Annotated in this window: 22 protein-coding genes; 21 read left to right on the forward strand and 1 reads right to left on the reverse strand. The window is 70.8% G+C overall.

Annotated elements, in window-relative coordinates; genetic code table 11:
- Window positions 1-112: 112 nt before the first annotated feature.
- The 16 genes from AAEP80_RS07520 to mfd all read left to right on the forward strand — a co-directional run bounded on the left by AAEP80_RS07520 (window position 113) and on the right by mfd (window position 20,664).
- Window positions 113-1,453 carry an ABC transporter substrate-binding protein gene (locus AAEP80_RS07520; protein WP_420366575.1) on the forward strand — a complete coding sequence of 447 codons (1,341 nt, stop codon included), beginning with the start codon at window positions 113-115 and terminating at the stop codon, window positions 1,451-1,453.
- The gene (locus tag AAEP80_RS07525; protein ID WP_420366576.1) at window positions 1,453-2,439 is read left to right on the forward strand and encodes a carbohydrate ABC transporter permease; all 987 of its coding nucleotides are present in this window, start codon (window positions 1,453-1,455) and stop codon (window positions 2,437-2,439) included. The genes AAEP80_RS07520 and AAEP80_RS07525 overlap by 1 nt, the downstream gene beginning before the upstream one ends.
- On the forward strand, window positions 2,436-3,386 hold the full coding sequence (locus AAEP80_RS07530) for a carbohydrate ABC transporter permease (protein WP_420366577.1): 951 nt from the start codon (window positions 2,436-2,438) through the stop codon (window positions 3,384-3,386). Before AAEP80_RS07525 ends, AAEP80_RS07530 begins: the two co-directional genes overlap by 4 nt.
- An 81-nt stretch (window positions 3,387-3,467) precedes the next feature.
- The gene (locus tag AAEP80_RS07535) at window positions 3,468-4,319 is read left to right on the forward strand and encodes a sugar phosphate isomerase/epimerase family protein (RefSeq protein ID WP_413602627.1); all 852 of its coding nucleotides are present in this window, start codon (window positions 3,468-3,470) and stop codon (window positions 4,317-4,319) included.
- On the forward strand, window positions 4,316-5,500 hold the full coding sequence (locus tag AAEP80_RS07540) for a Gfo/Idh/MocA family protein (protein ID WP_413602626.1): 1,185 nt from the start codon (window positions 4,316-4,318) through the stop codon (window positions 5,498-5,500). Before AAEP80_RS07535 ends, AAEP80_RS07540 begins: the two co-directional genes overlap by 4 nt.
- Entirely contained in the window at window positions 5,497-6,384 is an 888-nt protein-coding gene (locus tag AAEP80_RS07545; RefSeq protein WP_420366578.1) for a sugar phosphate isomerase/epimerase family protein, read from the forward strand. Before AAEP80_RS07540 ends, AAEP80_RS07545 begins: the two co-directional genes overlap by 4 nt.
- Complete coding sequence (locus AAEP80_RS07550) at window positions 6,381-7,667, forward strand: mannitol dehydrogenase family protein (RefSeq protein ID WP_420366579.1); 1,287 nt, start codon at window positions 6,381-6,383, stop codon at window positions 7,665-7,667. The genes AAEP80_RS07545 and AAEP80_RS07550 overlap by 4 nt, the downstream gene beginning before the upstream one ends.
- Window positions 7,664-9,007, forward strand: coding sequence for a D-mannonate dehydratase ManD (gene manD / locus AAEP80_RS07555; RefSeq protein ID WP_413602623.1), 1,344 nt, complete (start codon window positions 7,664-7,666; stop codon window positions 9,005-9,007). Before AAEP80_RS07550 ends, manD begins: the two co-directional genes overlap by 4 nt.
- Window positions 9,008-9,048: 41 nt before the next feature.
- Window positions 9,049-9,942, forward strand: a complete 894-nt coding sequence (locus AAEP80_RS07560) for a hypothetical protein (RefSeq protein WP_420366580.1) — start codon at window positions 9,049-9,051, stop codon at window positions 9,940-9,942.
- An 89-nt stretch (window positions 9,943-10,031) separates the two neighbouring features.
- On the forward strand, window positions 10,032-10,577 hold the full coding sequence (locus AAEP80_RS07565) for a hypothetical protein (protein ID WP_420366581.1): 546 nt from the start codon (window positions 10,032-10,034) through the stop codon (window positions 10,575-10,577).
- A gap of 86 nt (window positions 10,578-10,663) precedes the next feature.
- Window positions 10,664-12,616 (forward strand): response regulator, encoded by a 1,953-nt coding sequence (locus AAEP80_RS07570; protein WP_420366582.1) that lies wholly within the window; start codon window positions 10,664-10,666, stop codon window positions 12,614-12,616.
- Between the two features lie 8 nt (window positions 12,617-12,624).
- On the forward strand, window positions 12,625-13,587 hold the full coding sequence (locus AAEP80_RS07575; protein ID WP_420366583.1) for a hypothetical protein: 963 nt from the start codon (window positions 12,625-12,627) through the stop codon (window positions 13,585-13,587).
- Between the two features lie 509 nt (window positions 13,588-14,096).
- Window positions 14,097-15,467 (forward strand): RbtT/DalT/CsbX family MFS transporter, encoded by a 1,371-nt coding sequence (locus AAEP80_RS07580; protein ID WP_420366584.1) that lies wholly within the window; start codon window positions 14,097-14,099, stop codon window positions 15,465-15,467.
- 277 nt (window positions 15,468-15,744) lie between these two features.
- Window positions 15,745-16,377: a 50S ribosomal protein L25/general stress protein Ctc gene (locus AAEP80_RS07585; RefSeq protein ID WP_413602617.1), complete on the forward strand. Its 633-nt coding sequence runs from the start codon at window positions 15,745-15,747 to the stop codon at window positions 16,375-16,377.
- A 28-nt stretch (window positions 16,378-16,405) separates the two neighbouring features.
- On the forward strand, window positions 16,406-16,990 hold the full coding sequence (gene pth, locus AAEP80_RS07590; RefSeq protein WP_420366585.1) for an aminoacyl-tRNA hydrolase: 585 nt from the start codon (window positions 16,406-16,408) through the stop codon (window positions 16,988-16,990).
- Between the two features lie 80 nt (window positions 16,991-17,070).
- Window positions 17,071-20,664 (forward strand): transcription-repair coupling factor, encoded by a 3,594-nt coding sequence (gene mfd, locus AAEP80_RS07595; RefSeq protein ID WP_420366586.1) that lies wholly within the window; start codon window positions 17,071-17,073, stop codon window positions 20,662-20,664.
- A 121-nt stretch (window positions 20,665-20,785) separates the two neighbouring features.
- Here the strand turns inward: mfd and nhaA are convergent, their stop codons facing one another.
- Window positions 20,786-21,964, reverse strand: coding sequence for a Na+/H+ antiporter NhaA (gene nhaA, locus AAEP80_RS07600; RefSeq protein WP_420366587.1), 1,179 nt, complete (start codon window positions 21,962-21,964; stop codon window positions 20,786-20,788).
- 96 nt (window positions 21,965-22,060) lie between these two features.
- On the opposite strand from nhaA, the gene AAEP80_RS07605 reads away from it, so the two are divergent.
- The 5 genes from AAEP80_RS07605 to AAEP80_RS07625 all read left to right on the forward strand — a co-directional run bounded on the left by AAEP80_RS07605 (window position 22,061) and on the right by AAEP80_RS07625 (window position 26,941).
- Complete coding sequence (locus AAEP80_RS07605) at window positions 22,061-22,744, forward strand: MazG family protein (protein WP_420366588.1); 684 nt, start codon at window positions 22,061-22,063, stop codon at window positions 22,742-22,744.
- A gap of 278 nt (window positions 22,745-23,022) precedes the next feature.
- Window positions 23,023-24,267 carry a histidine--tRNA ligase gene (hisS, locus tag AAEP80_RS07610; protein WP_420366589.1) on the forward strand — a complete coding sequence of 415 codons (1,245 nt, stop codon included), beginning with the start codon at window positions 23,023-23,025 and terminating at the stop codon, window positions 24,265-24,267.
- A gap of 99 nt (window positions 24,268-24,366) precedes the next feature.
- Window positions 24,367-25,650, forward strand: a complete 1,284-nt coding sequence (eno, locus tag AAEP80_RS07615) for a phosphopyruvate hydratase (protein ID WP_402729022.1) — start codon at window positions 24,367-24,369, stop codon at window positions 25,648-25,650.
- 156 nt (window positions 25,651-25,806) lie between these two features.
- Window positions 25,807-26,343: an FtsB family cell division protein gene (locus AAEP80_RS07620; RefSeq protein ID WP_413602612.1), complete on the forward strand. Its 537-nt coding sequence runs from the start codon at window positions 25,807-25,809 to the stop codon at window positions 26,341-26,343.
- Window positions 26,344-26,392: 49 nt separating this feature from the next.
- Window positions 26,393-26,941: a DUF501 domain-containing protein gene (locus AAEP80_RS07625; RefSeq protein ID WP_281267118.1), complete on the forward strand. Its 549-nt coding sequence runs from the start codon at window positions 26,393-26,395 to the stop codon at window positions 26,939-26,941.
- The last annotated feature ends 12 nt before the right edge of the window (window positions 26,942-26,953 follow it).

Raw genomic sequence — 26,953 nt, forward strand, 5'->3', positions numbered from 1 at the left:
ATTCGGGTCTGGCAACAAGTGGCAACCGGTTGCCGGATGTTGCCACCAGCGAGACAGTGGTGGACGTCCCGAGCAGCGCCGCTCGGGAGGAGGTCTCGAGGAGGAAACCCCCATGAAGCGACGGACCCTGATCGGTTCCGCGGTCGTGGTCGCCCTCGCCGCACTGTCCCTGCAGGGGTGTGCGGTCGTGAACGGCAGCGGCGACGACCCGAACACCCTCCGCGTGATGATGGGCGCGGACACCACCTACCCCAAGGAACGCAAGCAGTGGCAGCAGGACACCGCCGCTGCGTTCAAGCGGACGACGGGCGCGGACATCCAGTGGGAGACGTACTCGTCTGCTCAGGAAGAGCTCACCGCGATCCAGACGAGCGTCATCTCCGGCCAGGGCCCCGACGTGTACGCCATCGGCACGACGTTCACCCCCACCGCGTACGCCACCGGCGCGTTCGTCGAGATGGGCGAGAAACAGTGGGACGCCGTCGGCGGCAAGGACCGGTTCGACCCGGCGTCGCTCGGCATCTCCGGACCGAGCGCCTCGAAGCAGATCGGCATCCCGCTCGCCAGCCGCCCGTTCGTGATGGCCGTCAACAAGGACCTCCTCGCGCAGGCCGGCATCACGGAGATGCCGACCACCTGGGACCAGCTCACCGAGGACGCCAAGGCCACGACCGGTGACGGGCACTACGGCATGGCGATCGCGTACGCGGACGGCTTCGACCCGTGGAAGTTCGTGTGGGGGATGGCCCAGAACGCCGGCAACACGATCGTCGACGGGCAGAAGGCCGAGATCGACACCAAGGCCGTGCAGGACGCGTACCGCACCTACTTCGACTGGGTGACGAAGGACGGCGTCGTCGACAAGGCGGGGATCGGCTGGAACAACGCGCAGGCCCTCGCGCAGTTCGCCGACGGCAAGGCCGCGTTCTTCCCGATGACCACGACGACCGCCATCAACTCGTTCAAGAACACGAAGGTCGACGGCAAGTACGAGTTCGCGCTGCTGCCGACCGTGCCGCCAGGAGCGACCGAGCGTCCCGCAGACGGGATCGACGCCGCGAGCATCCTGTCCGGCGACAACTTCGTCGTCGCCGACTACGGCAAGAAGCAGGACCTGTCGTTCCAGTTCGTCAAGCAGACGACCTCGAAGCAGGCCCAGCTCGAGTACTACCGGCTGTTCGGCCAGCTGCCGACGAACGCCGCCGCCGCGGCCGAGCTCGCCGCGCAGGAACCCACCCTGAAACCGATCATCGACGCCGGGAAGCTCTCGAAGCCCACCGCCTTCACCGGCGCGTGGTCGGACATCCAGCTGTCGCTCGTCGACGTCGTCGTGCAGTCCATCCCGTCGCTGAAGAGCGGCGAGGTCACCGACGACCAGCTCCGGAAGCGCCTGCAGGCCGCGCAGAAGGACGCCCAGTCCACGTTGAACCGTCAGAAGAACGGAGGTCTGTGATGACCGCCACACAGACCAGGCCGCCCGCGGCGACGGACCGACCGGTCCGCCCGCACGGCAAGACGCCGCTGTACAAGCGGGAACGTCCGCTCTGGATGCTCCTCCCCGGCGGCATCCTCATGCTCGCCGTCATCGTGGTACCGCTCCTGGTGGGCGTCTTCATCGCGATGCTCGACCTCGACCAGTACACGCTCCGCCAGTGGTTCAGCGCCCCGTTCGTCGGGTTCGCGAACTTCGCCGAGGCGATCACCGACTCGCCGCTCCTGCACTCGATCTGGATCTCGGCGTCCCTGGCGGTGCTCGTGACCGCCGTGACCGTGCCGATCGGGGTCGCTGCGGCGATCTCCACGCAGAACCGGTTCCCCGGCCGCGGCCTCGTCCGCTCGATCTACCTGATCCCGTACGTGCTGCCCGCGTTCGTCGTCGGCACGTTCTTCCGGACGATGCTGCAGCCACAGGGCGTCGTGAACGCGATCTTCCACACCGACGTCCTCTGGCTCAACGGATCGGCGTCCTACTGGGCGCTCGCCGCGGTCATGGTCTGGACGTCGTGGCCGTTCGTGTACCTGCTCAGCCTGGCGGGCCTCCAGGCGGTGGACCTCGAGGTCCACGAAGCCGCGTCGCTCGACGGGGCGACCTGGTGGATCAAGCTGCGCTACGTGATCTTCCCGTACCTGCGCGGGCCGCTCAGCCTCGCGGTGATCATCGCGATCCTGCACAACATCAACAACTTCACGTTGCCGTTCGTCCTGTTCGGCATCCCGCTGCCCTCGAGCGTCGAGGTCATGCCGGTCCTGACGTACATCGCGAGCTTCCAGTCGTTCCGCTTCGGGCTCTCCGCGGCGATGGCGATCTGCTCGCTGGTGATCGTCGCCATCCCGTTGTTCGTCTACCTGCGGGCGGTCCAGCTCGACACCGGTGACGACGCCCGTCCCAGCCGCGGGCAGCGCAGGCTGCAGCGCCAGCAGACAGGAGCAGCAGCATGAGCGCGTTCACGTCCAGCCGGACCCGCCCGACCGCGACGCTCACCGAGAGCATCACCTCACAGGGCGGCGCGAGGCGCCACAAGCGCCCGTACGACACCGACGTCACGCGGCTGCTCCCTCGGTGGCTGCTGATCACCGTGATCGCCGTCATCATCGCGTTCATCGCCGTCCCGGTGCTCTACATCCTCTTCGGATCGGTGAACTCGGACGTCGCGGTCGCTCGCGGCGAGTACTTCCCGACCGAGTTCACCCTGGCGAACTACGTCAACATCTGGTCCACGGTCGCCCTCGGCACCGGACTGCTCAACAGCATCCTCACCGCGGGGGCCGTCGCCGTCGCGAGTGCCGCGCTCGCCGTGTCCACCGCCTACGTGCTCGTCCGGTTCCGGTTCCTCGGACGCCTGACGTTCCTCCGCGGTCTGCTCGCGCTGCAGTCGATCCCGGGCACGCTCCTGCTCCTGCCGGTGTTCGTGGTCTTCTCGAACATCGCGAGCGCCACGGGTGTGCAGATCATCGGCACGCGGTGGGGCCTGTTCGTCACGTACCTGACGTTCGCGCTGCCGTTCTCGACGTGGGTGATGGTGACGTACCTCCGCGGGCTGCCGAAGGAACTCGAGGAAGCCGCCCGCATCGACGGTGCCTCGTCGACGAAGATCCTCACGAAGATCGTGCTGCCGCTGTCGTGGCCCGGCATCGTCGTGTCCGCGATCTTCGCCTTCCTGCTCGGCTGGAACGACGTCCTGTTCTCCACGATCATGACGACCCCGAACACCCGCACCGTCGCCGTCGTGCTGCAGGTGCTCGGCACCGCGCAAGAGGGCGGGGCCGTCCCGATCTACGGCCAGATGATGGCCGCCTCGATCGTGTGCGCCGCACCCGTGGTCGCGCTCTACCTGATCTTCCAGCGCTACCTGGTCGGCGGTCTGACCGCCGGCTCGGTGAAGTAGCGCGCGTTGTCCACAGATCTGACTGGAGGCCCGGCGAGCGTCCGCCCCGTCGGTCACCCTGGTCCCCATGAAGGGAACGAAATGACCCAGCCCACGTCCGCACAGCCCAGTTGGGAGCTCAGCGGCTTCGGCGACGAGATCGACGCCGACCCCGCGATCCAGGTCGCCGTCCTCCAGGCGCTCGGTGCGAGCGCGATCGAGGTCCGCAGTGCATGGGGGGTGAACGTCGTCGACCTCGACGAAGACCAGCTCGCCGGGCTGCACCGCCTGTTCGAGGAGCGTGGGCAGACGGTCTCCGCGATCGCCTCGCCGATCGGCAAGGTGTCCGTCGACGAGCCCGTCGAGCACGAGGTCGAGCGGCTCGGCCGCGCGATCCGCGCTGCCCACGCGCTCGGCACGAAGTACATCCGGATCTTCTCGTTCTACTACGAAGGCCGCACCGCGGAGAGCGTCCGTGACGCCGTCCTGACCCGGATGCGGGCGCTCGCCGACCTCGCGTCTCGGGAAGGGGTCGTGCTCCTCCACGAGAACGAGAAGGACATCTACGGCGACATCCCCTCGCGCGTGCTCGACATCGTCGAGAGCGTCGGATCGCCGGCGCTCCGACTGGCCTGGGACAACGCGAACTACGTGCAGTGCGGGGTCAAGCCCTTCACCGACGGCTGGGCGCAGCTCGCGCCGTACGTCGACTACCTGCAGGTCAAGGACGCCGTCGCCGCCGACTCGTCGGTGGTGCCGGCCGGCGAAGGCGACGGGGAACTCCTCGAGACCCTGACGGCCCTGCGCGACGCCGGGTACACCGGGTACGCGTCCCTCGAACCGCACCTCAGCGACTTCACCTCCCTCGGCGGGTTCTCCGGGCCCGCCGCGTTCGGCCGCGCCGGACGAGCCCTCCGGAAGCTCACCGACCAGATCGGAGTCACCCTGCGATGACCACCCCACTGAAGCTGGCAGTCGTCGGCGCCGGCGTGATCGGACGCCACCACGCCCGTGTCGCCCTCGCGAACCCGGACCTCGACGTCGTCGCCCTCGTCGACGCCTTCCCGGCAGCGGCGACGAGCGCCGCCGACGAGATCGAGGCATCTGGCGCGCCCCGGCCGCTCACCACCGAGACCATCGAGGAAGCGATCGCCCAGACCGACATCGACGTCGTCGCGATCTGCTCTCCGTCCGGGATGCACGTCGCGCTCGCCGAAGCAGCGCTGTCGAAGGGCAAGCACGTCGTCATCGAGAAGCCCCTCGACACGACCATGCCCCGCGCCCGCGAGATCGCGCGCCTGGCCGCTGATGCGAAGGGGCGCGGGCTGGTCGTCAGCGTCATCAGCCAGCACCGGTTCGACCCCGCATCGCAGGCCGTCGCGACCGCGGCGCACGGCGGCGGGTTCGGTCGCGTGACCTCCGGTGTGGCGAGCGTCGCCTGGTACCGGTCGCAGGGCTACTACGACTCCGGTGACTGGCGCGGCACCTGGGAGCTCGACGGCGGCGGCGCGGTGATGAACCAGGGCGTGCACACCGTCGACCTCCTCGTGTGGACGCTCGGCCGCCCGGTGGAGATCTCCGCCCAGGTCGGCCTGCTCGCACACGACCGGATCGAGGTCGAGGACACCGCGGTCGCCACCGTGCGCTTCGACAACGGGGCCCTCGGTGTCATCCACTGCACCACGGCGGCCTACCCTGGACTCTCCGCTCGCTACGCGATCTACGGCACGCACGGGTCGGCCATCGTCGACGACGACCGGCTGGCGTACTTCCACGTCGCGCCGGACGCCGCGACGCTGGAGTCGGCGTCCACCACGGCGAACGCCACCGCAGTCGCCGATGCGGTCGACCAGAAGTCCGAGATCGTCGCACCCGAGCACGTGGTCGGCGGCCCGCAAGAGCCCGAGCACTTCCTCGCCGGCCACGGTCGGCAGTACGCGGACATCGTCGCGGCCATCCGTGACGGCCGGGAGCCCGGCGTGACGGTCGACGCCGCGCTGGTGTCGCTCGCCACCGTCCGCGGGCTGTACGTCAGCGCGACGCTCGGGCAGCCCGTGCGGATCGACGACGTGATCGACGGCAAGTACGACCACGTCGTCCCGGTCGTCGCAGCAACCGAAGGAGCCACCCGATGAAGTTCTCCGTGTTCACCGCATCGACACCGGACTGGACGCCCGAGCAGGCGGCGACCACGCTCGCCGAGCAGGGCTGGGACGGCATCGAGTGGCGCATCGTCGACGACCGTCCCGCCGAGGGCACCACCGTGCCGGACGGCCGCTCGTTCTGGGCCGGCAACAAGTCCACGTGGCAGTTCACCGGCATCCAGGACCAGGTCGGCGAGATCGCCCGCATCACCGACCAGGCCGGGCTCGAGTACTCCGGGATCGGCGGCTACCAGCAGGCGTCGAACCGAGACGGCGTCGAGACGATGCTCCGCGTCACGAGCGAGCTCGGCGCGCGCCAGGTCCGCGTCAGCATGCCGATGTACCGGCAGGAGAAGGAACGAACGGGGGAGACCTACACACAGGTCTTCGAGCGGACCCGCGCCGATCTGGAGTGGGCCGTGTCCCGCGCGTCCGAGCTCGGTGTGAAGGCGCTCGTCGAACTGCACCACATGACGATCACCCCGTCGGCGTCGGCAGCCCTCCGGCTCGTCGACGGCCTCGACCCCGAGCACGTCGGGGTCATCCACGACCTCGGCAACCTCGTCATCGAGGGCCACGAAGACCACCTCGCGGCGTTCGAGCTCCTCGGTCCCTACCTCGCACACGTGCACGTCAAGAACGCCCGCTGGGTCGACACCGGGGACACCCGCGCCGACGGCAGCTCGATCTGGCAGAACGAGTGGGCCCCGCTGCGCACCGGCCAGGCCTCCGTCTCCGGGTACTTCGCCGCCCTCGCCACCCACGGCTACGACGGCTGGGTCACCATCGAGGACTTCTCGACCGACCTGCCCCTCGAGACCCGGACCGCGGACAACCTGGCGTACCTCCGATCGCTGGCCCCGGTGTCGGCATGACCGACCGCCGCACGGGCGCTGTGCACGCTGGGATCGTGCACGTCGGGGTCGGGGCGTTCGCGCGCGCCCACCTCGCCTGGTACACCCAGCGGGCGGACGGCGCGGCGTGGGGGATCACAGCGTTCACCGGTCGATCGCCGGACGTCGCCGACGCGCTGACCGCGCAGGACTGCCGGTACACGCTCGTCACCCGTGCGGCGGACGGTGACACCGCGTCGGTGGTCGACACGATCGTCGCCGCACACCCGGGCAGCGACGGCGCGGCGTTCCGCGCTGCGATCGCCGCACCGGAGACGACGCTCGTCACGCTGACGGTCACGGAGAACGGCTACCGGGCGGGGTCGGACGTCCCGACCCGTCTCGTCGCCGGACTCGACGCCCGCCGGGCAGCCGGTGCCGGCCGCATCGCGCTGATGAGCCTCGACAACCTGACGCACAACGGCTCGGTGCTCCGGGACGCGGTCCTCGGCGCCGTGGACGACGATGCCCTCCGCGACTGGATCGGCGAGCACGTGACGTTCCCGAGCTCGATGGTGGACCGGATCACGCCGGCCACGACCGACACCGACGTCGAGGAGCTCGGCGGGCTCGACGGAGCACTGCCGGGTGACCGCGTTCCCGTCATCACCGAGCCGTTCGCCGAGTGGGTGATCGAGGACCGCTTCGACGGGATCGAGCGTCCCGCGTGGCAGACCGCAGGCGCGCGCGTCGTGGACGACGTCACCCCGTACGAGCAGCGGAAGCTCTGGCTGCTCAACGGCTCGCACTCCCTGCTCGCCTACCTCGGCCTGCAGCTCGGACACGAGACCGTCGCCGACGCGATGGACGATCCGACGTGCCGTGCCGCCGTGGAGCAGCTCTGGGACGAGGCCGCCCTGGAGCTCCCGCTGCCGGCCGACGAGATCGCCGAGGCACGCGCCGCCCTCGTCGACCGGTTCGCCAACCCCCGCATCCGGCACACGCTGTCGCAGATCGCCTCCGGTGGCTCCGAGAAACTCCCGGTCCGCGTGGTCGACGTGCTCCGGCACCGCCTCGCCCGCGACCCGTCGGCCGGCATCGGGCCCGGCGCCGCGACGCTGATCGCGGCCTGGTGGTTGCACGTCACCACACAGCCGGAGCTCGTGAACGACCCGGGCGCTCCCGGTGCAGGCTCGGACGTGCACGACGTCCTCGCCGTGATCGCCCCCGACCTCGACGCCACCCCCGTCGTCGACGCGGTGACCGCCGCTGCCGACCGCATCCGCGCGGCCAGTGCCCGCGCTTCCGAAGGAGTACCAGCATGACCACCACCGACCCCGCGACGCCCGTCCCCGGTGCGACGGACGACCGAACCGCCGGTGCCACCGCAGGGCGCCCCGACACCTGGGCATCGGCCGACCGTGGCCAGCTGATCGAGAAGGCGGAGGTCATCGTCACGAGCCCGGACCGGAACTTCGTGACGCTGAAGATCACGACCGCGGACGGTGTGACCGGTCTCGGCGACGCGACCTTGAACGGTCGTGAGCTGGCCGTGTCCGCGTACCTGTCCGAACACGTCGTGCCGCTGCTGATCGGCCGGGATGCCAGCCGCATCGAGGACGCCTGGCAGTTCCTCTACCGGTCCTCGTACTGGCGTCGGGGCCCCGTCACGATGGCCGCGATCGCGTCGGTCGACATGGCGCTGTGGGACATCAAGGCCAAGGTCGCCGGGATGCCGCTCTACCAGCTGCTGGGCGGTGCCTCCCGGACCGGGCTGATGGCGTACGGGCACGCCTCCGGCAAGGAACTCCCGGAGCTGTTCGACTCGATCCGGGAACACCAGGAAGAGGGCTACCGCTCGATCCGCGTGCAGACCGGCGTCCCCGGGCTGGAGTCGATCTACGGCATCGCGTCGAACAAGACCACCGAGGGCAACGCGGGCGTCCGCTACGACTTCGAACCCGCCCAGCGCGGGGCGTTCCCCGCGATGGAGGACTGGGACACCCGCGCCTACCTCCGGCACGTGCCGACCGTGTTCGAAGCCGTCCGGAACGAGTTCGGCCCGGAACTGCCGCTGCTGCACGACGGGCACCACCGGATGACGCCGCTGCAGGCCGCGAAGCTCGGCAAGTCGCTGGAACCGTACGACCTGTTCTGGCTCGAGGACTGCACGCCGGCGGAGAACCAGGAAGCGCTGAAGCTGGTCCGGCAGCACACCACCACGCCGCTGGCGATCGGTGAGGTGTTCAACACGATCTGGGACTTCAAGGACATCATCCGCGACCAGCTCATCGACTACGTCCGCGGCGCCGTGACGCACATGGGCGGGGTGACGCCGTTGAAGAAGACGATGGACTACGCGGCGATGTACCAGATCAAGTCCGGGTTCCACGGGCCCACCGACATCTCCCCGGTGGGCCTCGCGGCGCAGATGCACCTCGGGATGGCGATCCACAACTTCGGCATCCAGGAGTACATGCAGCACGGACCGAAGACGAACCAGGTCTTCGAGCAGACCTTCACCTTCACCGACGGGTACCTCCACCCCGGCGACGAACCCGGCCTCGGGGTCTCGCTCGACGTCGACGAAGCGGGTAAGTACCCCTACGAACAGGCCTACCTGCCGTTCAACCGCCTCGCCGACGGCACCGTCCACGACTGGTGACCGGGCACTGAGCGGGGGAGTGCACGGGTAGCCTCCCGGGCGTGGACATCGACACGCTCGCCGAGGCTGCCCGTGACCTCCTGAGGCGCGCGCCCGCGGACTTCGTCGCCGAGCGCACCGCGCGGCAGCGGAGCATCCGGAAGGACGACCGTGACCTCGCCGCAGCGATCGGGAAGCTCCGGAAGCCCGCGCCGGCCGCGTGGGTGATCGACCTCCTGGCGCAGGACGGCTCCCTCGACGAGGCGGTCGACCTCGGACCGGCCATCCGCGACGCGCAGGCGGGTGCTGACCCGAAGGAGATCGCCGCGCTCCGCCGCCGACGGTCGGGTGTCGTCGGAGCCCTCGCACAGGCCGGTGCCGCACTCGCCGAGGACGCCGGGCACCCGGTCACCGCCGCCGTGCTCGACCAGGTCCGTGCGACGATCGAGGCAGCCATGGCCGATCCGCACGCAGGGGCAGCGGTGCGGTCGGGACTCCTCGTGCAGCCGCTCGAGAGCGCCGGGTTCGACGACGTCGACCTCGACGGCGCCCTCGCCGTCCCGGACGCGGTGCCGGATGCCTGGTCCGGCAGCGATGCCCCGCCCATCCCCATCGATGACGCGAGACGCGCACGGAAGGTGCGCCGAGCCTCCAGACCGGAACCGGAACCGGAACCGGAACCGGAGCGCGACCCAGCCGCCGACCGCCGAGCGGCCCGCCAGGCCGAGACGACCGCGCGGACGGAGTCCCGCGACGCCGACGCCGCACTCGACGGCGCCGAGCGCGAGCTCGCAGCCGCCGAGGAGCGCCGGGCCGAGCTCCAGCGCGACCTCGACCGGGCGACCGCGGAGATCGAGCGCCTCGAGCACGCCCGCGACGATGCCGAGGCCGCGAGCGACCAGGCGCGGGAGCTCCTGGCGGCCGCGCAGCAGCACCGTCGCGCCCTCAGCCGCTGACCGAGCATCGCGTTGCGGAAGGCCGCACGCATCCGGACTCCGTCGCGCTGATCTGGTTCGATCGGTCCTGAACCGAAGGAGTCTCACCGATGCCACGAGATCGTCAGCCGTTCCGGGAGCACGGCTTCCGCATCGTCACCATGCTGATCGGCATGATCGTCGGCCTCGTCGCGGCGTTCCTCGTCCTCCCCGCCGTCACCGGACGCGAGAACCGTGGTCCGTGGTGGGTGTACGCGCTCGGTCTCGCGATCGTGGTCCTGGTCGGTTGGGCCGCAGTGCTGCTCGGGCTCGCCGTCGGCCGGCGGATCGTGGGCGACCGCATCGAGGCGGCGATCCGCGAGCCCGGCGGGAGGTGGCGGCACGGTCGGTTCACGGTCTCGCCGACGGGTGTGACGTTCGAGCGCTACCGGTGGCAGATGCGCATCCCGAGTGGGAAGAAGACCGAGTTCACGGAGGTCCGTCTCGGACCCGACAGCGGAAGGCGACCGCCGTTCCGCCAGCTCTGGACGATCAACCCGCAGCTCCACATCGTGACGCTCGACTCCGAGCAGGGGCAGTACGAGCTGGCGGCGATGCCGAGTCGCCTGCAGGAGTTCGACCGGCGTCTCGACGAGCCTCAGCTCGATCCCCGCTGAGGACGGCACGCGCGGGCTCATCACCTCGGATGAAAAGCACCGCGGCGGCTCGCTGAGCGCTGGTGCGCCCCCATACGCTCGGCGTCATGACCTCCACCATCCGTCGGTTCCGACACCTCGTGGCACCCGCTGCCGGTGCCGTGTACCTCGTGCTCTGGATCGTCGCCGAGGCCGGACGCTCGGGACTCGCCGACCACGTGATCGTCGTGTCGGCGTTCGCCGTGGCGATCGGCCTCGCCAACTGGATGCCCGCGACCGCCCTCGGGATGATCGTCGTCGTGCCGGTCCTGCAGGCGCTCCACCTGCTGCACCGGCCGACCGACACCACCTGGCCGGAGTACCTCGCGATCGCGATCGTCGTCGGGATCGTCGGCGCCGGACGGTCGGACCTGCTCCGCTACGTCGCGCTGCCGGTGATCGCCGTGGCGTCCGCGGCTGCCGCGTGGGCGATGGCCGTGCCGACGGAGGCGGACCCGGACGTGTGGGCCCAGTGGGTCGGGACGGCGGGCGGGACACGGTCGGACCTCGTCACGATCACGCTCGCGATCATCGGGGTGTGCGGTGTGGGGTGGGCCGTCGGCGTCGCGATCGGGGCCACCTGGCGCATCGGTCTGGCCCGGGTGCGGGTCGTCGAGGCGCAGCGGCAGACCGCGGTCACGACGACCGAGCTCCGGGCGGAGCAGGAGCGTGCACGGATCGCTCGTGACGTGCACGACTCGCTGGCGCACTCGCTCGCGGTCGTGGTGTCGCAGGCGCAGGGAGCAGCCGCCATCTCGGTACGGGACGAGCACGCCGCACGGGCGCTGCGGGACATCGGCGAGGTGAGCCGGTCGGCGCTCGGGGACGTCCGCGCGCTCGTCGAGCGCATCCAGGGTGCTGGTGAGGACGCGCGCCACGGTCTCGAGGACGTGCCCGGGCTGGTCGCCGACATGCGAGAGCTCGGCATGGACGCCGTGTTCGAGCAACACGGTGATCCGCGCGCGGTGCTCCCGGACGTCGGGGGGAGCAGTGCACCGGATCGTGCAGGAGAGCCTGACGAACGTGCTCAAGCACCAGGGCCGGACCGCGTCCGCTCGGGTCGACCTCGACTGGCGCGGGCCGGGTCTCGGCGTCGTCGTGACATCGACCGGTGCGGCGCCGCTCGTCGAGCTGGACGGATCCGGCTCTGGTGTCGAGGGCATGCGCGAACGTGCTCGTCTCGCCGATGGGTGGCTGCGTGCCGGGAGCGGCGACGCCGACCACGAATGGGTCGTGACGGGGTGGCTGCCGACGGTCACCACCGCGGCACCTGCTGCGGACCTCGAGGCGGCACGATGACCGCCATCCGGGTCGCCGTCGTCGACGACCAGCGGCTCTTTGCCTCCGGCATGCGGATGCTCGTCGACGCGCAGGACGACATGACCTGCGTCGGGACGGCTGCCGACGGGGCCGAGGCGCTCGACCTCTGCGCCGCCGAACGCCCGGACGTCCTGCTGCTCGACCTCCGCATGCCCGTGATGAACGGCATCGAGACGCTCGCGCGCCTGGCGGCGAGCGACGGCGCGGCGAGCGACACCGCGGCGAGCCACGCCGCGGCGAGCCACGCCGCGGCCAGCGGCGCCGCGGCGACCGACCGTCCGCGTGTGATCGCCCTCACGACCATCCGCCGCGACGACGCCGTCCTCGCCGCACTCCGCGCCGGTGCCGCCGCGTTCCTGACGAAGGACGCGCTCCCCGACGTGGTGACCGCCACCATCCGCGACGTCCACGAGGGTCGACCGGCACCGACCGAGGCCGAGGCGCTCGACCTGCTCCGCGCGCAGGGGATCACCGTCGAGGCGAACCGCCGCGACGAGGTCCTCGACGCCCTGACCGCCCGCGAGCGCGAGGTCTTCCTCCTCGTCGCGAAGGGTCTGAGCAACGCGGAGATCGCCGCGAGCGTGTTCCTCAGCGAGGCCACCGTGAAGACCCACGTCCGTTCCGTGCTGATGAAGCTCGGCCTCCGGAACCGCATCCAGGTCGTCATCACCGCACACGAACGCGGCCTCGTCCGCGCCTAGGGGGAACCATGCAGATCACGACCCGCGTCGCCAAGACCGGAACGCTCGCACTCGTCGTCGCGGGACTCGCCACCGCCGTCGTGCACGGTCTGCCCGAGCCGGCGGACGTCGCAGTCGCTCCCACGGTCGAGCGTGACAGCGCCGACTGGACGATGCCCCTCGACGCGTACGCGATGCCCGCGGGCAGCAAGAGCGACTACGCCGAGAACCTGCTCGCCGACCCGTGCCTCCGGAAGGCCGGCATCGACGACCCGCCGCCGTGGGCGACGGTCTCCGGGCTCCAGGCCGACAGCGACGCGTCCGACACCGATGCCCGCGGGAACCCGTCACCGGCCCTCGCGACCACCCGGCCGCTGACGGCGGCACTCGCCGGCACGAGGGGGTACCACGGGCCGTCGACAGCCGGAGCGAACCGCCAGGGCATGACGGCGTGGGGGTTCGACGCGGACCGGAACGCCGCGTTCGCCGCACTGCCGGACGGTGTCGCCGCACGGTGCTGGAACGCCGCACGGAAGACGCTCGGGAACACCGCGACCGGGCACGTGCAGGAGGCGTCGGCGGTGGCGAAACGCCTCACGCGCCTCGCCGCCCTCGACGCACGGCGGGACGAGGCAGTCGTCTCGGCCGCGGAGCGCTGGCGGAGCTGCATGGAGCCGTCCGGGGTGCGTGACCTGCCGGCCGCTCCTGACGGGATGCCGACACCGTCGATGGGTGTCGGGCCGACGGACGTGCCGGTGGAGACGGGCATCGGGTCCGTCGAGATCGCGGTCGCGAAGCGGGACGTCGCCTGCCAGACCTCGTCGGGCTACCGGAAGACCCTGTACGACGCCGAGTGGAACCGGCTGCTGCACGTCACCGCCTCCGACGCCGCCGTCCTCGCCGCGGCGGAGCCGGACCAGCTCGCCGTCGACGCGCGCCTCGACCGCACGATCGAGCGGCTCGCGCCGAAGGCGCCGGCAGGCGTCGACTGAGGAGCCCACGCAACGGGCGCGGGGAGCTGCCATGGGGGGAGCGCCCCGCGCCCGGCGCGTGGACCACGGACGGGAGGCTCGGTGCGGCCCTGCCCCGCGCCTCCCGTCCGCCGTCCACGCGCGTTTCCGCCCATCACACTCGACCTGGGGTGACGAATCGCGCGTAGGTGGTCGGGAAAACGGACCCACCACGCGCGAAACGACCCCCTACGCGCGGAACGACCCCCTACGCGCGGAACGGCCCCCGCGCACATCCCGCGCCCCACATCGTTACCCAACAGTTGTCGTCTTTGACGAATCTCGTTGGAGCGGTCTAATGTCGGACACCATGCTTCGGGCCGGCGATGGTCCGCCGGGGCCGAGCCCCGGGTACAGGACTCGCATCATCGCCGACGAACCCGCAGCCCGCAGCCACAGCGCAGGCGTGGGGGATCGGCGCGCGGCGCACCCCGGAGACATGCCGCGATGCCGGGTCGAGCACTCCGGGGCCCCTTCAGGAGAGACGACGCATGTCGGACGTCAACCGTGACCGCAGCACCACGCTCACACCACCCGGTGGAGTGACCGCACCACCGACCGCAGCACCAACGCCCCCAGGACCAGTCCGCGAGGGCCTCGTCGCCCGCCTCGGCATCCCGCACCAGCTCCGCTGGGGCTTCCTCGGCGTGCTCGTCTTCATGACGGGTGACGGCATCGAGTCGAACTTCATCTCCCCGCACATCGCCACGGCGCTCGGCTCCGGCGGGACCGACAGTGCCGCGATGGTCATCGGCATCTACGGCGTCGCGGTCCTCGTCGCGTCGTACTTCGCCGGCGTCCTCTCCGAACTCTGGGGACCGCGCCGGGTGATGACGATCGGCGCCGCGATGTGGGTGGTCTTCCAGATCACGTTCCTCGCCGCGCTCCCCACCGGGTCGGTCGGACTCATCGCCCTGACGTACTTCCTCCGCGGACTCGGCTTCCCGCTGTTCGCGTTCTCGTTCCTCTGCTGGGTGAACCACACCGTCGCCCGGGAGCGGAACGCCACCGCCGTCGGCTGGTTCTACGTCGTGTTCACCGGTGGGCTGCCGACGCTCGGGTCGCTCATCGCGATCGGCACCATCCCTGCGTTCGGTGGCGGCCAGCTCGGCGAGACCTGGTCGATGGCGCTGTCGCTGGTCTTCGTCGTGGTGGGCTGGGCGATCGTCCGGTTCGGCGTCCACGAGCGCACCGGCCTCGGTCGCATCGCCCCGCGCGAGCACTCCGCCGCCCGGGTCATCGCCAGCGGCATCGAGGTCTGCGTCAAGCGTCCGAAGGTCCTCCTCGCGGTCCTCATCCGCCTCGTGAACACCGCGCCGGAGTTCGGCATGTTCGTGATCATGCCGGCGATCATCGGCACCGAGCTCGGCTGGGGACAGTCGAAGTGGCTGACCATGACCGTGATCGTCTACGCGGGCAACATCCTGTTCAACGCCTTCTTCGGCGCGCTCGGCGACCGCATCGGGTGGATCAGGACCGTGAAGTGGTTCGGCATCGGCGCCTCGGCGATCGGCCTGCTCGCGTGGTGGTACGTCCCGCACCTGGTGCCGGCCGGCTCCGAGTGGGGCTTCTGGCTCGCGACCGCAGCCGGCACGGTGTTCGGCATCATGCTCGCCGGCTTCACGCCGATGGGTGCGATCGTGCCGGCCTTCGCGGGCGAGGAGCGACGCGGCGCGGCGATGGCGATGTACGCCACCGCCGCAGGAGGCGCCACCTTCCTCGGCAACGCCGTCGTCAGCGTGGTGCTGCCGTGGGGCGGCGCTGGAGGCGTCGTCTGGACCTTCGTCGCGCTCTACGTCGCCGCGTTCGTGGTCCTCAGCTTCCTGAAGGTGCCGTCCGAGGCGGAGGCCGCCGGGCACTAGACCGGGCACCAGGCGGACGGGAGGCTCGCGGCGACCCCGCCACGAGCCTCCCGTCCGCCTGTCCGTGCGTCCACCGCCGTGGCGACACGCCCGGGTCGGTGCTGGTAGAGTTGCTGACGACTTCGGCGAGGGCCGCGCGTGCGCGGCCGTGATCGACGCGGTGGGAGACCCGGCCAAGCTCTGGGAGCGTTCCTCACGCGTGCACGCGTTCGAGTTGCAACACCACAGACCCCACGATGCCGGCACCCCGGCGTCGTCCCCGAGACCAGGAGGCACCATGGCCGACTACACCAAGCTCGCAGCGGAAGTCCGCACCAAGTTCGGCAAGGGCGCTGCGCGCAAGATCCGTGCCAACGACCAGATCCCCGCGGTCGTCTACGGCCACGGCACCGAGCCGCAGCACATCACCCTCCCGGGCCACGAGACCATGCTGCTCGTCCGTCACGCCAACGCGATCGTCGACCTCGACATCGAGGGTGCTGCGCAGCTCGCCCTCGTCAAGGACGTCCAGCGTGACCCGGTGCGCCAGGTCATCGAGCACATCGACCTCGTGGTCGTCCGCCGCGGCGAGAAGGTCACGGTCTCCGTGCCCGTCGTCGTCGAGGGCGAGTCCTTCTCCGGCACGATCCACGTCCAGGACGAGTCGACCCTGTCGCTCCTCGTCGAGGCGACCAACATCCCGGAGCACGTCGTCGTCAACGTCGAGGGCCTCGAGGACGGCGCGCAGATCCGTGCGACCGACATCGAGCTCCCCGAGGGCGCCGAGCTCGAGACCGAGGGTGACACCCTCGTCGTCTCGATCGTCACCCCGCGTGGCACCGCCGACGACGACGCCGCGGACGAGGCAGCTGCCGAGGCCGGCGCCGAAGCCGGTGCCGAGGGCGGCTCCGAGCCCGTCGAGTCCGAGTAACACCCTTCGCGGACACCTGGTCGACGTCGTGACGGATCGCATCCTCGTCGTGGTCGGGCTCGGGAACCCCGGGCCCGGCTACGCGGGGAACCGTCACAACGTCGGCCAGATGGTCCTCGACGAACTCGCTGCCCGCATGGGCGCGACGTTCAAGAAGCACAAGACCCCGAACCAGGTCGCCGAAGGGCGTCTGGTGCCGGGTGGCCCCCGCCTGGTGCTCGCCAAGCCGGGGTCGTTCATGAACACCTCCGGCGGCCCCGTCTCGAGCGTGCTCGGGTTCTACAGCGCCACCCCCGCCGACCTCGTCGTCGTGCACGACGAGCTCGACCTGCCGTTCGACACCGTCCGGCTCAAGGGCAACGGCGGGCACGGCGGACACAACGGTCTCCGCGACATCATCAAGGCCACCGGCACGAACGAGTTCTCCCGGGTGCGCGTCGGCATCGGCCGCCCACCAGGTCGACAGGACCCCGCCGACTACGTGCTGCGCGACTTCTCGCCGACCGAGAAGAAGACGCTACCGAACCTGCTCGCCGACGCCGCGGACGCGGTCGAGGTGATCGCGGACCTCGGCCTCCTCGCCGCCCAGCAGCGGGTGCACGCGCCGTCCTGAGCGCGTCCGTCCGATGTGCCGCTGTTCGCGGGCCGCGCACGTCGCGGTCCTTGTCGGACGTCGCCGGTACCATGTCCTGAGTGACGATCTCGGGCATCATCCCTGCGCTCTCGCGCGCCTCCGCGTTCGATCGCGTCCTCCGCGCCGCACCTCGTGACGCCGACTTCTCCGTCGTCGACGGCCTGCGTGTGCCGCTCCTCGCCGCGCTCATGGCCGAGCGCGGGGAGCCGCAGTGCGTCCTCGTGATCACCGCCACCGGACGCGAAGCCGAGGCGGTCCGCGGTGCCCTGACGAGCTACCTGCCGGATGCCCGGGTCCTCGAGTTCCCGGCGTGGGAGACCCTGCCGCACGAGCGCCTGTCGCCCAGCGCCCAGACCGTCGGCACCCGCATCGCCACGCTCCGTGCGCTGCAGCAGTGGCAGGACGCACCGCCGGCCGAGCGCCAGCCGACGGTGGTGGTCGCGAGTGTCCGCGCGGCGCTCCAGCCGATCGCGAGCAACCTGACCTCGCTCGAACCCGTCGTGCTCCGGACCGACTCGCGCGGCAACGACCTCGGGTCGATCTCCGCGCAGCTCGTCGACCTCGCCTACGCCCGGGTCGACCTCGTCACCCGTCGCGGCGAGTTCGCCGTCCGCGGCGGGATCCTCGACGTCTTCCCGCCGACCGCCGACCACCCCGTGCGGGTCGACTTCTTCGGCGACGAGATCGAGGCGATCAAGGCCTTCTCCGTCGCCGACCAGCGCACCACCGAGGACGACCTCGGTTCCGTCGAGCTCACCGCGTCGCGCGAACTCCTGCTCAGCGAGGACGTCCGGCAGCGCGCCCGCGAGATGCTGCACGAGTTCCCGAACCTGTCGCAGATGCTCGCCAAGGTGGCAGAGGGCATCCCGGTGGAGGGCATGGAGTCCCTCGCCCCGGCGCTCGTGGAGCGACTCGTCCCGATGACGGACTACCTGCCCGCCGACGCCACCATCGCGGTCTTCTCGCCCGAGCGGGTCAGCGGGCGCGCGCACAGCCTGGCCGAGACGAACCAGGAGTTCCTCCAGGCCGCGTGGAGTGCCGCCGTCGCCGGGGCCCAGGCGCCGATCGACCTCGACGCGGGCAACTTCCTGACGGTCCCGCAGCTCAAGCAGACCCGCGGGCAGCGCACCTGGTGGACGATCTCGCCCTTCGACAGCGGCGCCGACGAGCCCCTGAGCGACGCCGATGCCGCGGCAGAGGCCGGGGAGTACGTCCGCGTCCGCGCCGACGCCGTCCCGAGCTTCGCCGGCAGCGCCGACGGGGCGGTCGCACACGTCAAGGAACTCACCGACGACGGCTGGGCCGTGGTCGTGACCGCGCAGGGGCAGGGTCTCGTCGAGCGCGCCGTGCAGGTCCTCGCCGACGCCGGGGTCGCCGCTCGTGCCGAGGCCGTCACCGCGCCGCCGCAGCCCGGTGTCGCGATCGTCACGACCGCCGCCGTCGAGCACGGCTTCGCCATCCCGGATCCCCGGATCGCGGTGCTGTCGGAAGCCGAGTTCTACGGCCGCAGCGCGCAGCAGGGTGCCCGCACGGTCCGGAAGCTCGCGAGCCGCCGCAAGAACGTCGTCGACCCGCTGCAGCTCAAGCCGGGCGACGTCGTCGTGCACGCCACGCACGGCATCGGCAAGTTCGTCGAACTCGTCTCGCGAGAGGTCAGCTCCGGTGGCCGCAACGCCGTGAAGACCCAGCGCGAGTACCTCGTGCTCGAGTACGCGCCGTCGAAGCGCGGGTTCCCCGGCGACAAGCTGTTCGTCCCGACCGACCAGCTCGACCAGCTGTCGCGCTACGTCGGCGGCGAGTCCCCGACCCTGTCGAAGATGGGCGGCTCGGACTGGGCGTCGGCGAAGTCGAAGGCGCGCAAGGCCGTCCGCGATATCGCCGTCGACCTCGTGAAGCTCTACTCGGCGCGCATGGCGTCGAAGGGGCACGCGTTCGGCCCGGACACCCCGTGGCAGCGCGAGCTGGAGGAAGCGTTCCCGTTCGCCGAGACCGCCGACCAGCTCACCACCATCGACGAGATCAAGCGCGACATGGAGCGCCCGATCCCGATGGACCGTCTGCTGTCGGGTGACGTCGGCTACGGCAAGACCGAGGTGGCGATCCGTGCGGCGTTCAAGGCCGTGCAGGACGGCAAGCAGGTCGCGATGCTCGTCCCGACGACGCTGCTCGTCCGCCAGCACATGGAGACCTTCCAGGAGCGCTTCGCCGGCTTCCCGGTGCACCTCCGCGCGCTCAGCCGGTTCCAGACCGAGAAGGAGTCGAAGGAGACGCTGGCGGGGCTCGCCGACGGCACCGTCGACATCGTCATCGGCACGCACCGCATCCTGTCGCAGGGCGTGCAGTTCAAGGACGTCGGCCTGGTCATCATCGACGAGGAACAGCGCTTCGGTGTGGAGCACAAGGACCAGCTGAAGAAGCTCAAGACCAACGTGGACGTCCTGGCGATGTCCGCGACGCCGATCCCGCGCTCACTCGAGATGGCGGTCACCGGCATCCGTGAGATGTCGACGCTCGCCACCCCACCAGAGGACCGGCACCCGATCCTGACCTTCGTCGGCCCGCAGTCGGACCTGCAGGTCGCCGCGGCGATCCGGCGCGAGCTCCTCCGCGAGGGGCAGGTCTTCTACGTGCACAACCGCGTCAAGGACATCCAGTCGGTGGCATCGCACCTCGCCGAGATCGTCCCGGACGCCCGCATCGCCGTCGCACACGGGCAGATGTCCGAGCAGACCCTCGAGCAGGTGATGGTCGACTTCTGGGAGCGCCGCTTCGACGTGCTCGTCTCGACGACCATCATCGAGACCGGTCTCGACATCGCGAACGCGAACACGCTCATCATCGACCGGGCCGACAAGTACGGCCTGTCGCAGCTGCACCAGCTCCGCGGGCGTGTCGGTCGTGGTCGGGAACGCGGTTACGCGTACTTCCTCTACGACGCCGACAAGCCGCTGTCCGAGACCGCGCAGGACCGCCTCGAGACGATCGCCGCGAACAACGAGCTCGGCGCGGGCATGCAGGTCGCCATGAAGGACCTCGAGATCCGCGGTGCGGGCAACCTGCTCGGCGGGGAGCAGTCCGGCCACATCGCGGGCGTCGGCTTCGACCTGTACCTCCGCATGATCGGCGAAGCGGTGTCGCAGTTCCGCGGGGACGTCGCAGAGGGGCAGACCGAGCTCCGACTCGAGATCCCCGTCGACGCGCACATCCCCGAGGACTACGTCGAGTCCGAGCGGCTCCGACTCGAGGCGTACCAGAAGCTCTCCGCCGCCTCGGCGCCGACGTCGCAGCACGACGCGATCGACATGGTGCTCGACGAGCTCACCGACCGCTACGGCCAGCCCCCGCAGGCCGTGCAGACCCTGGTCGAGGTGTCCCGGCTCCGCCGCATGGCCCAGCAGGTCGGGCTGTCCGACGTGGTCGTCATGGGATCGAACCTGCGCGTCGCGGGCAAGGAACTCGCGGACTCGTCGCAGGTGCGGCTCAAGCGGATGTTCCCCGGGGCGAAGTGGTTCCCCCAGCAGAACGCGTCGAGCATCCCGATGCCGCGTCCGCACGGCGAGGCCCTCCCCGACGACGCGCTGATCCAGTGGGTCGAGAGCATCCTGACCGCCGTCTACGGCGCGACGGCGGCCGCCGAGGCGCCCGCCGCGTAGCAGGTCGCGGGGGTGCGTGGCCGGCCCGGTCACGTGCCCTGCGGCGTGCGCATCGCCGCACCGTCGGACGGGAGGCTCGGTGCGGGCTGGCACCGCGCCTCCCGTCCGGCGACCGGTCGCGCTACTCGGTGGACTCGGCCTCGGAGAGCTCACGGCGGACCCGGTGGTGGCGCGCCTTGAGGCTCACGACGATCGCGGAGGCGACCATCGCGATGCCCGAGCCGATCAGCACCGCGAGCGTGCCCTCGTCGACGATCTCCTCGTTGTTCGCGAACGCCAGCTCGTTCATGAGCAGCGACACCGTGAAGCCGATCCCGCCCAGCACGCCGACGGTCACGATCGACCAGAACGACAGCGACGGACGACCCGGCCCGCGGAAGACCCGTGTCGCGACGGCACCGAACAGCGTGATGCCGACGACCTTGCCGACCGGCAGTGCGAGGACGACTCCCCAGAACGTCGGGGAGAGCTCGCCGATGCCGACCGCGGGGATGACGACCGCCGCTGACGCGAACGCGAAGATCGGCAGGACGACGGCGTTCGACCACGGCTCCACCCGGTCGTACACGGTGTGCCCGGGCCGCCGCGGCAGCACGAGCCCGAGCGCGACGCCGGCGATCGTGGCGTGCACGCCCGAGTGGTAGACGAGCCACCACGTCAGCGCGCCGAGGACGATCATCGCGGCGATGATCCAGCCCTGCCCGGCGCGACCAGGGCGCAGCATCCGGCCCAGCAACCAGAAGAGGACGAGCACGACCGCGGCGCCACCGAGCGCGAGGAAGTCCGTGTCGCTGGCGAAGACGACCGCGATGATGACGATCGCGATGAGGTCGTCGAGGACCGCGAGCGCCAGGAGGAACACGCGGAGTGTCGACGGCAGCCCGCGGCCGAACATCGCGAGGACGCCCAGCGCGAAGGCGATGTCGGTCGCGGTCGGGATCGGCCAGCCGTGGGTGTACTGCGTGCCGGCCGTCACCGCGAGGTAGATCCCGGCGGGCACCAGCACGCCGCCGACCGCCGCGATCGCGGGCACGATCGCGGTCTTCGGGTTCGACAGCTCGCCCGCGACGAGCTCCTGCTTCAACTCGATCGCGACGAGCAGGAAGAACACGGCGAGGAGCCCGTCGCTGATCCAGTGCGCGACGGACAGGTCGAGACCGATCGCGCCCCACGGGGAGTGCAGGTGCAGCACGTGCTCGAGCCCGGGGCCGACCGGGGTGTTCGCGACGACGAGTCCGAGCACCGCCGCGGTGAGCAGGGCGATGGCGCTGAAACGGGGGGAGCGGACGACAGCAAGCATGGAACTCCGTCAGGGATCGGGAAACGGTCCGTCGACCAGACTTCCCGACACGCCTCGACCATCGTACCGGACGGCCCCCGTGCGAGCATGGCCGACATGAGCGCCATGGAGGACCTCGCAGCCGTCGTCGACCGCTTGCTCGCCCCGGAGGACGGGTGCGTCTGGAACCGCGTGCAGACGCATGCGTCGCTGTCGCGCTACGCGGTGGAGGAGTCGTACGAGCTCGTCGACGCGATCGAGGACGGCGACGCCGACGACCTCCGCGAAGAGCTCGGCGACGTGCTGTACCAGGTGGTGCTGCACGCGGGGATCGCCGCCAGGGACGGCTCGTTCGACCTGCAGGACGTCGCCGCGACCGCCCGCGACAAGATGGTCCGCCGACACCCGCACGTGTTCGGCGACGAGCACGCCGACACGGTCGAGGACGTCGTCCGGGTCTGGCGCGCTGCGAAGGCGGCCGAGAAGTCGAGCCGGACCAGTGCGTTCGACGGCGTCCCGCGGGCGATGCCGCCGCTGGAGCGTGCGGTGAAGCTGCTGGAACGCCTGGAGGAACGTGGCGACGCCGACGCGGTGGTCGCCGCCGTCGTCGGGTCGGACGGGGACGGGGACGGCGACGGCGGGACGGGCGACCGTGCGGACGGCGTCGATCCCGGATGGGGTGTCCGCATGCTGGCGGCGGTCGCCGAGGCGCAGCACGCGGGGATCGACCCGGTCGCGAGTCTGCGGGCGGCGGTCGGTCGGCTCGACGCAGCGGGACGCGCGACCGACGACGCCGGGTGAGTGCGGCTGAGTGCGGGTGACCGCCTTCTGGCGGGAGAAGTGCGGGCGTCCTCCTAACCCGAAAAAGGAGGACGCCCGCAGAGCGGGCAGACGGCGCCCCAGGGGTGGTGGCGCCGGCAGGGAAGCCCGCTCGAACCGCGGGGCACACTGCAGCACGTTGCCCACGCGATCGGACCGGTGAGTGGATCAGGCACCCGTCGGTCCGAGGTTCTGGATAGAGAATATCAGTAGGCCGGGTGGCACGCAACCCGGGCGTCGCGATCTGACAGGATTGACCCATGGCGACGACCGTGACGGCACCCCGTGGCATGCGTGACTTCCTCCCCGCGGACAAGGCGCGTCGCGAGCACGTCCTCGGTGTGATCCGGGGGGTGTACTCCCGCCACGGGTTCGACGAGATCGAGACCCCGGTGGTCGAAGACTCGGCACGCCTGCACTCCGGCCTCGGCGGCGACAACGAGAAGCTGGCGTTCGGTGTGATGCGTCGCGGGCTCTCGGTGGAGGACCTCCGCAGTGCCGAGGCTCCACTCGACCTCGCCGACCTCGGGCTCCGCTTCGACCTCACGGTGCCGCTCGCCCGCTTCTACGCCTCGCACCGCGCCGAGCTCCCGACGGTGTTCCGCGCCGTGCAGATCGCACCCGTCTGGCGCGCCGAGCGCCCGCAGAAGGGGCGGTACCGGCAGTTCGTGCAGTGCGACATCGACATCCTCGGCGAACCGGGGCAGCTCGCCGAGATCGAACTCATCCGGGCGACGACCGCCGCGCTCGACGCGCTCGGCGTGACGGGGACCTCGATCCGGATCAACGACCGCCGCATCCTCGTGGCGCTGCTGGCCTCGTGGGGCATCACCGACCCGACCGCCGCCGACCGTGCCCTGATCACGATCGACAAGCTCGACAAGATCGGCGCGGACGGTGTCGCGCGAGAGCTCGGCGAGGTCCTCGGCGTCGACCTGCCCGACCTCGCCGCGACGATCGGCGCGCTCGAGACGGCCGACTGGGAGAGCGTCCGCGGTGCCGCGTGGCTCGACGAGGACGCCTTCGCCGACCTGCTCCGGCTCCGCGAGGCGCTGCCCGGCGTCGACCTGCGCTTCGACCCGACACTCGTGCGCGGCATGGGCTACTACACGGGGACCATCTTCGAGGTCGCCCACCCGGACTTCGGGTACAGCCTCGGCGGCGGCGGGCGGTACGACGGCATGATCGGACGGTTCCTCGGACAGGACGTCCCCGCCGTCGGGTTCTCGCTCGGCTTCGAGCGGCTCGTCGACCTCGTGACCCTGCCGGAAGCGGCCACCTCCGACGCCGTCGTGCTCGTCTACGACAAGGACGTGGACCCGGTCAGGCTCGCCGCGCTCAAGGGCGAGGCGCTCGAGCAGCACCACCGCGTCCGGCTCGAGAAGCGGACCAAGAACACGAAGAACCTGCTCGCCGGTCTGGCGGCGCAGGGCTTCGGGTCGTTCGCCACCGTCGGCGCGGACACGACGTCGCTCGTGGGTGTCGAGTTCCGCCCGCTCGACTGACTCGTCCCCAGTCGTCGCCGAGCGCAGCGAAACCGTTCACCGCGCCTCGGTAGGATCGACACCGCAAGCACCACAACCGCAACGTGTAGGGAGTACCCCGTGGCCGTGATCGATGCCGTAGGAGCACGCGAAGTCCTCGATTCCCGAGGCAACCCGACGGTCGAGGTCGAGGTCCTCCTCGACGACGGCGTCGTCTCGCGCGCGCTCGTCCCGTCCGGCGCCTCCACCGGCGCCTTCGAAGCGTACGAGCTGCGCGACGGCGACAAGGCCCGCTACGGCGGCAAGGGCGTCCTCAAGGCCGTCGAAGCCGTCCTCGACGAGATCGGCCCGGCGCTCGAGGGCTTCGACGCCACCGACCAGCGCCTCGTCGACGCCGCGCTCATCGAGCTCGACGGCACCGAGAACAAGTCCCGCCTCGGCGCGAACGCGATCCTCGGCGCCTCGCTCGCCGTCGCCCGCGCCGCCGCCGACTCGGCCGACCTCCCGCTGTTCCGCTACCTCGGCGGCCCGAACGCGCACACGCTGCCCGTTCCGCTGATGAACGTCGTCAACGGTGGCGCGCACGCCGACACCAACGTCGACATCCAGGAGTTCTTCCTGGTGCCGTACGGCGCCGAGAGCTTCTCCGAGGCGCTCCGCTGGGGCGTCGAGACGTACCACGCCCTCAAGGGCGAGCTGAAGAAGCAGGGCCTGGCGACCGGCCTCGGCGACGAGGGCGGCTTCGCGCCGGAGCTCGCGTCGAACCGTGCGGCGCTCGACTTCCTCGTCGCGGCGATCGAGAAGGCCGGCTTCACCCCCGGCAAGGACATCGCACTCGGCCTCGACGTCGCGTCGACCGAGTTCTTCGCCGACGGCAAGTACAACTTCGAGGGCAAGCAGCTCTCCTCGCAGGAGTTCACGAGCTACTTCTCGGACCTCGTCGCGAACTACCCGCTCGTCACCATCGAGGACCCCCTCGCCGAGGACGACTGGGAAGGCTGGACCCACCTGACCGCCGAGCTCGGCGGCAAGGTGCAGATCGTCGGCGACGACCTCTACGTCACGAACCCGAAGCGTCTGCAGCGGGGCATCGACGAGCAGGCCGGCAACTCGATCCTCGTCAAGGTGAACCAGATCGGAACCCTGACCGAGACCCTCGACGCCGTCTCGCTCGCGCAGCGCCACGGCATGACGGCGATCCTGTCGCACCGTTCCGGCGAGACCGAGGACACCACCATCGCGGACATCTCGGTGGCGGTCGACGGCGGCCAGATCAAGACCGGCGCCCCGGCGCGCTCGGACCGCGTCGCGAAGTACAACCAGCTCCTCCGCATCGAGGAAGAGCTCGGCGACGCCGCGGTCTACGCGGGCCGCACCGCGTTCCCGCGCGCCGCAGCACTGTAGCCAGCGCTCCCCTCGAGACGCCGTCCTCCTGCCGGAGGGCGGCGTCTCGTCGTCGTGGGCCGGACGGACGGGGTCAGCCGAGCCTCCAGGCTGGGAGGGCACCGGATGGCCGCGTGCCGGACGGACGGACCAGCCACGTCGGGTTATCGTCGTGACGTGCCCAGCGAGAAGCCCCGCGTCCGCCGCGTCCCCGTGGCGATGCCCGACGATGCGCGAGCCGAGCAGCCCTGGTACCGCTCGATCCGGTTCTCCGGCTTCAGCCTGCTGATGCTCGCGATCATCGTGCTCTTCGTCGTGGTGCTCGCGCCGTCGCTCCGCACGCTCATCCAGCAGCAGGAGCAGATCTCGCAGAAGCAGCACGAGGTCGCCGCGCAGAAGTCCGACGTCGCGCAGAAGAAGAAGGACGTCGCCCGCTGGGACGACCCCGCCTACATCGAGGCGCAGGCCCGCGACCGCCTGCTCTACGTCTACCCCGGTGAGCAGAGCTTCCTGGTGATGGGGGAGGGCACGACCTCCGCCGACGGCAAGCCGACGACCGACTCCGGCACGCCGGTGAGCTCGACGGTGCAGACCCCGAAGGTGGACTGGGTGCAGGCGATGCTGTCCTCGGTGCTGAAGTCCGGACTGTCCGACGAGACCACGCAGGAACTCGTCGCCCCCGACGTGTCCGGCAGCGGCAACTCCGGCAACTGACGTCACGTCGGTGCGAGGCCGTCCGGAACTCCGGTAGCCTCTTGTACCCGTGACGACCCCTCCGTTCGACCCGCCGTCCGAGCACGACGTCCAGGTGGTCTCGGCCCAGCTCGGCCGCCCCGCCCGTGACGTCGTCGGCATCGCGGCGCGCTGCGTCTGCGGCAACCCGACGGTGGTCGCCACGAAGCCGCGCCTGTCGAACGGCACCCCGTTCCCCACGCTCTACTACCTGTGCCACCCGGCGGCCACCGCTGCCGTCAGCACACTCGAGGCGAACGGCGTGATGCCGGAACTCGCCTCGCTGCTCGAGGACCCGGAGACGGCCGAGCGCTACCGCGCTGCCCACGAGGCCTACCTCGCTGACCGCGAATCCATCGAGCACGTCGACGAGATCGACGGCATCAGCGCCGGCGGCATGCCCGTCCGCGTGAAGTGCCTGCACGCCCTCGTCGGTCACACACTCGCTGCCGGCCCCGGCGTGAACCCCATCGGCGACCTCGCGCTCGAGCGCGCGAGCTGGTCGCCCGACCGGTGCGAATGCCGGGCGTATGATGAGGGTGCAGACGCCGGAGTCGGGGCGGGTGGTGGCGAATTCTGACCAGCCGCCCGG

The sequence above is a fragment of the Curtobacterium sp. L3-7 genome, assembly GCF_048756585.1.
Lineage (GTDB): Bacteria > Actinomycetota > Actinomycetes > Actinomycetales > Microbacteriaceae > Curtobacterium.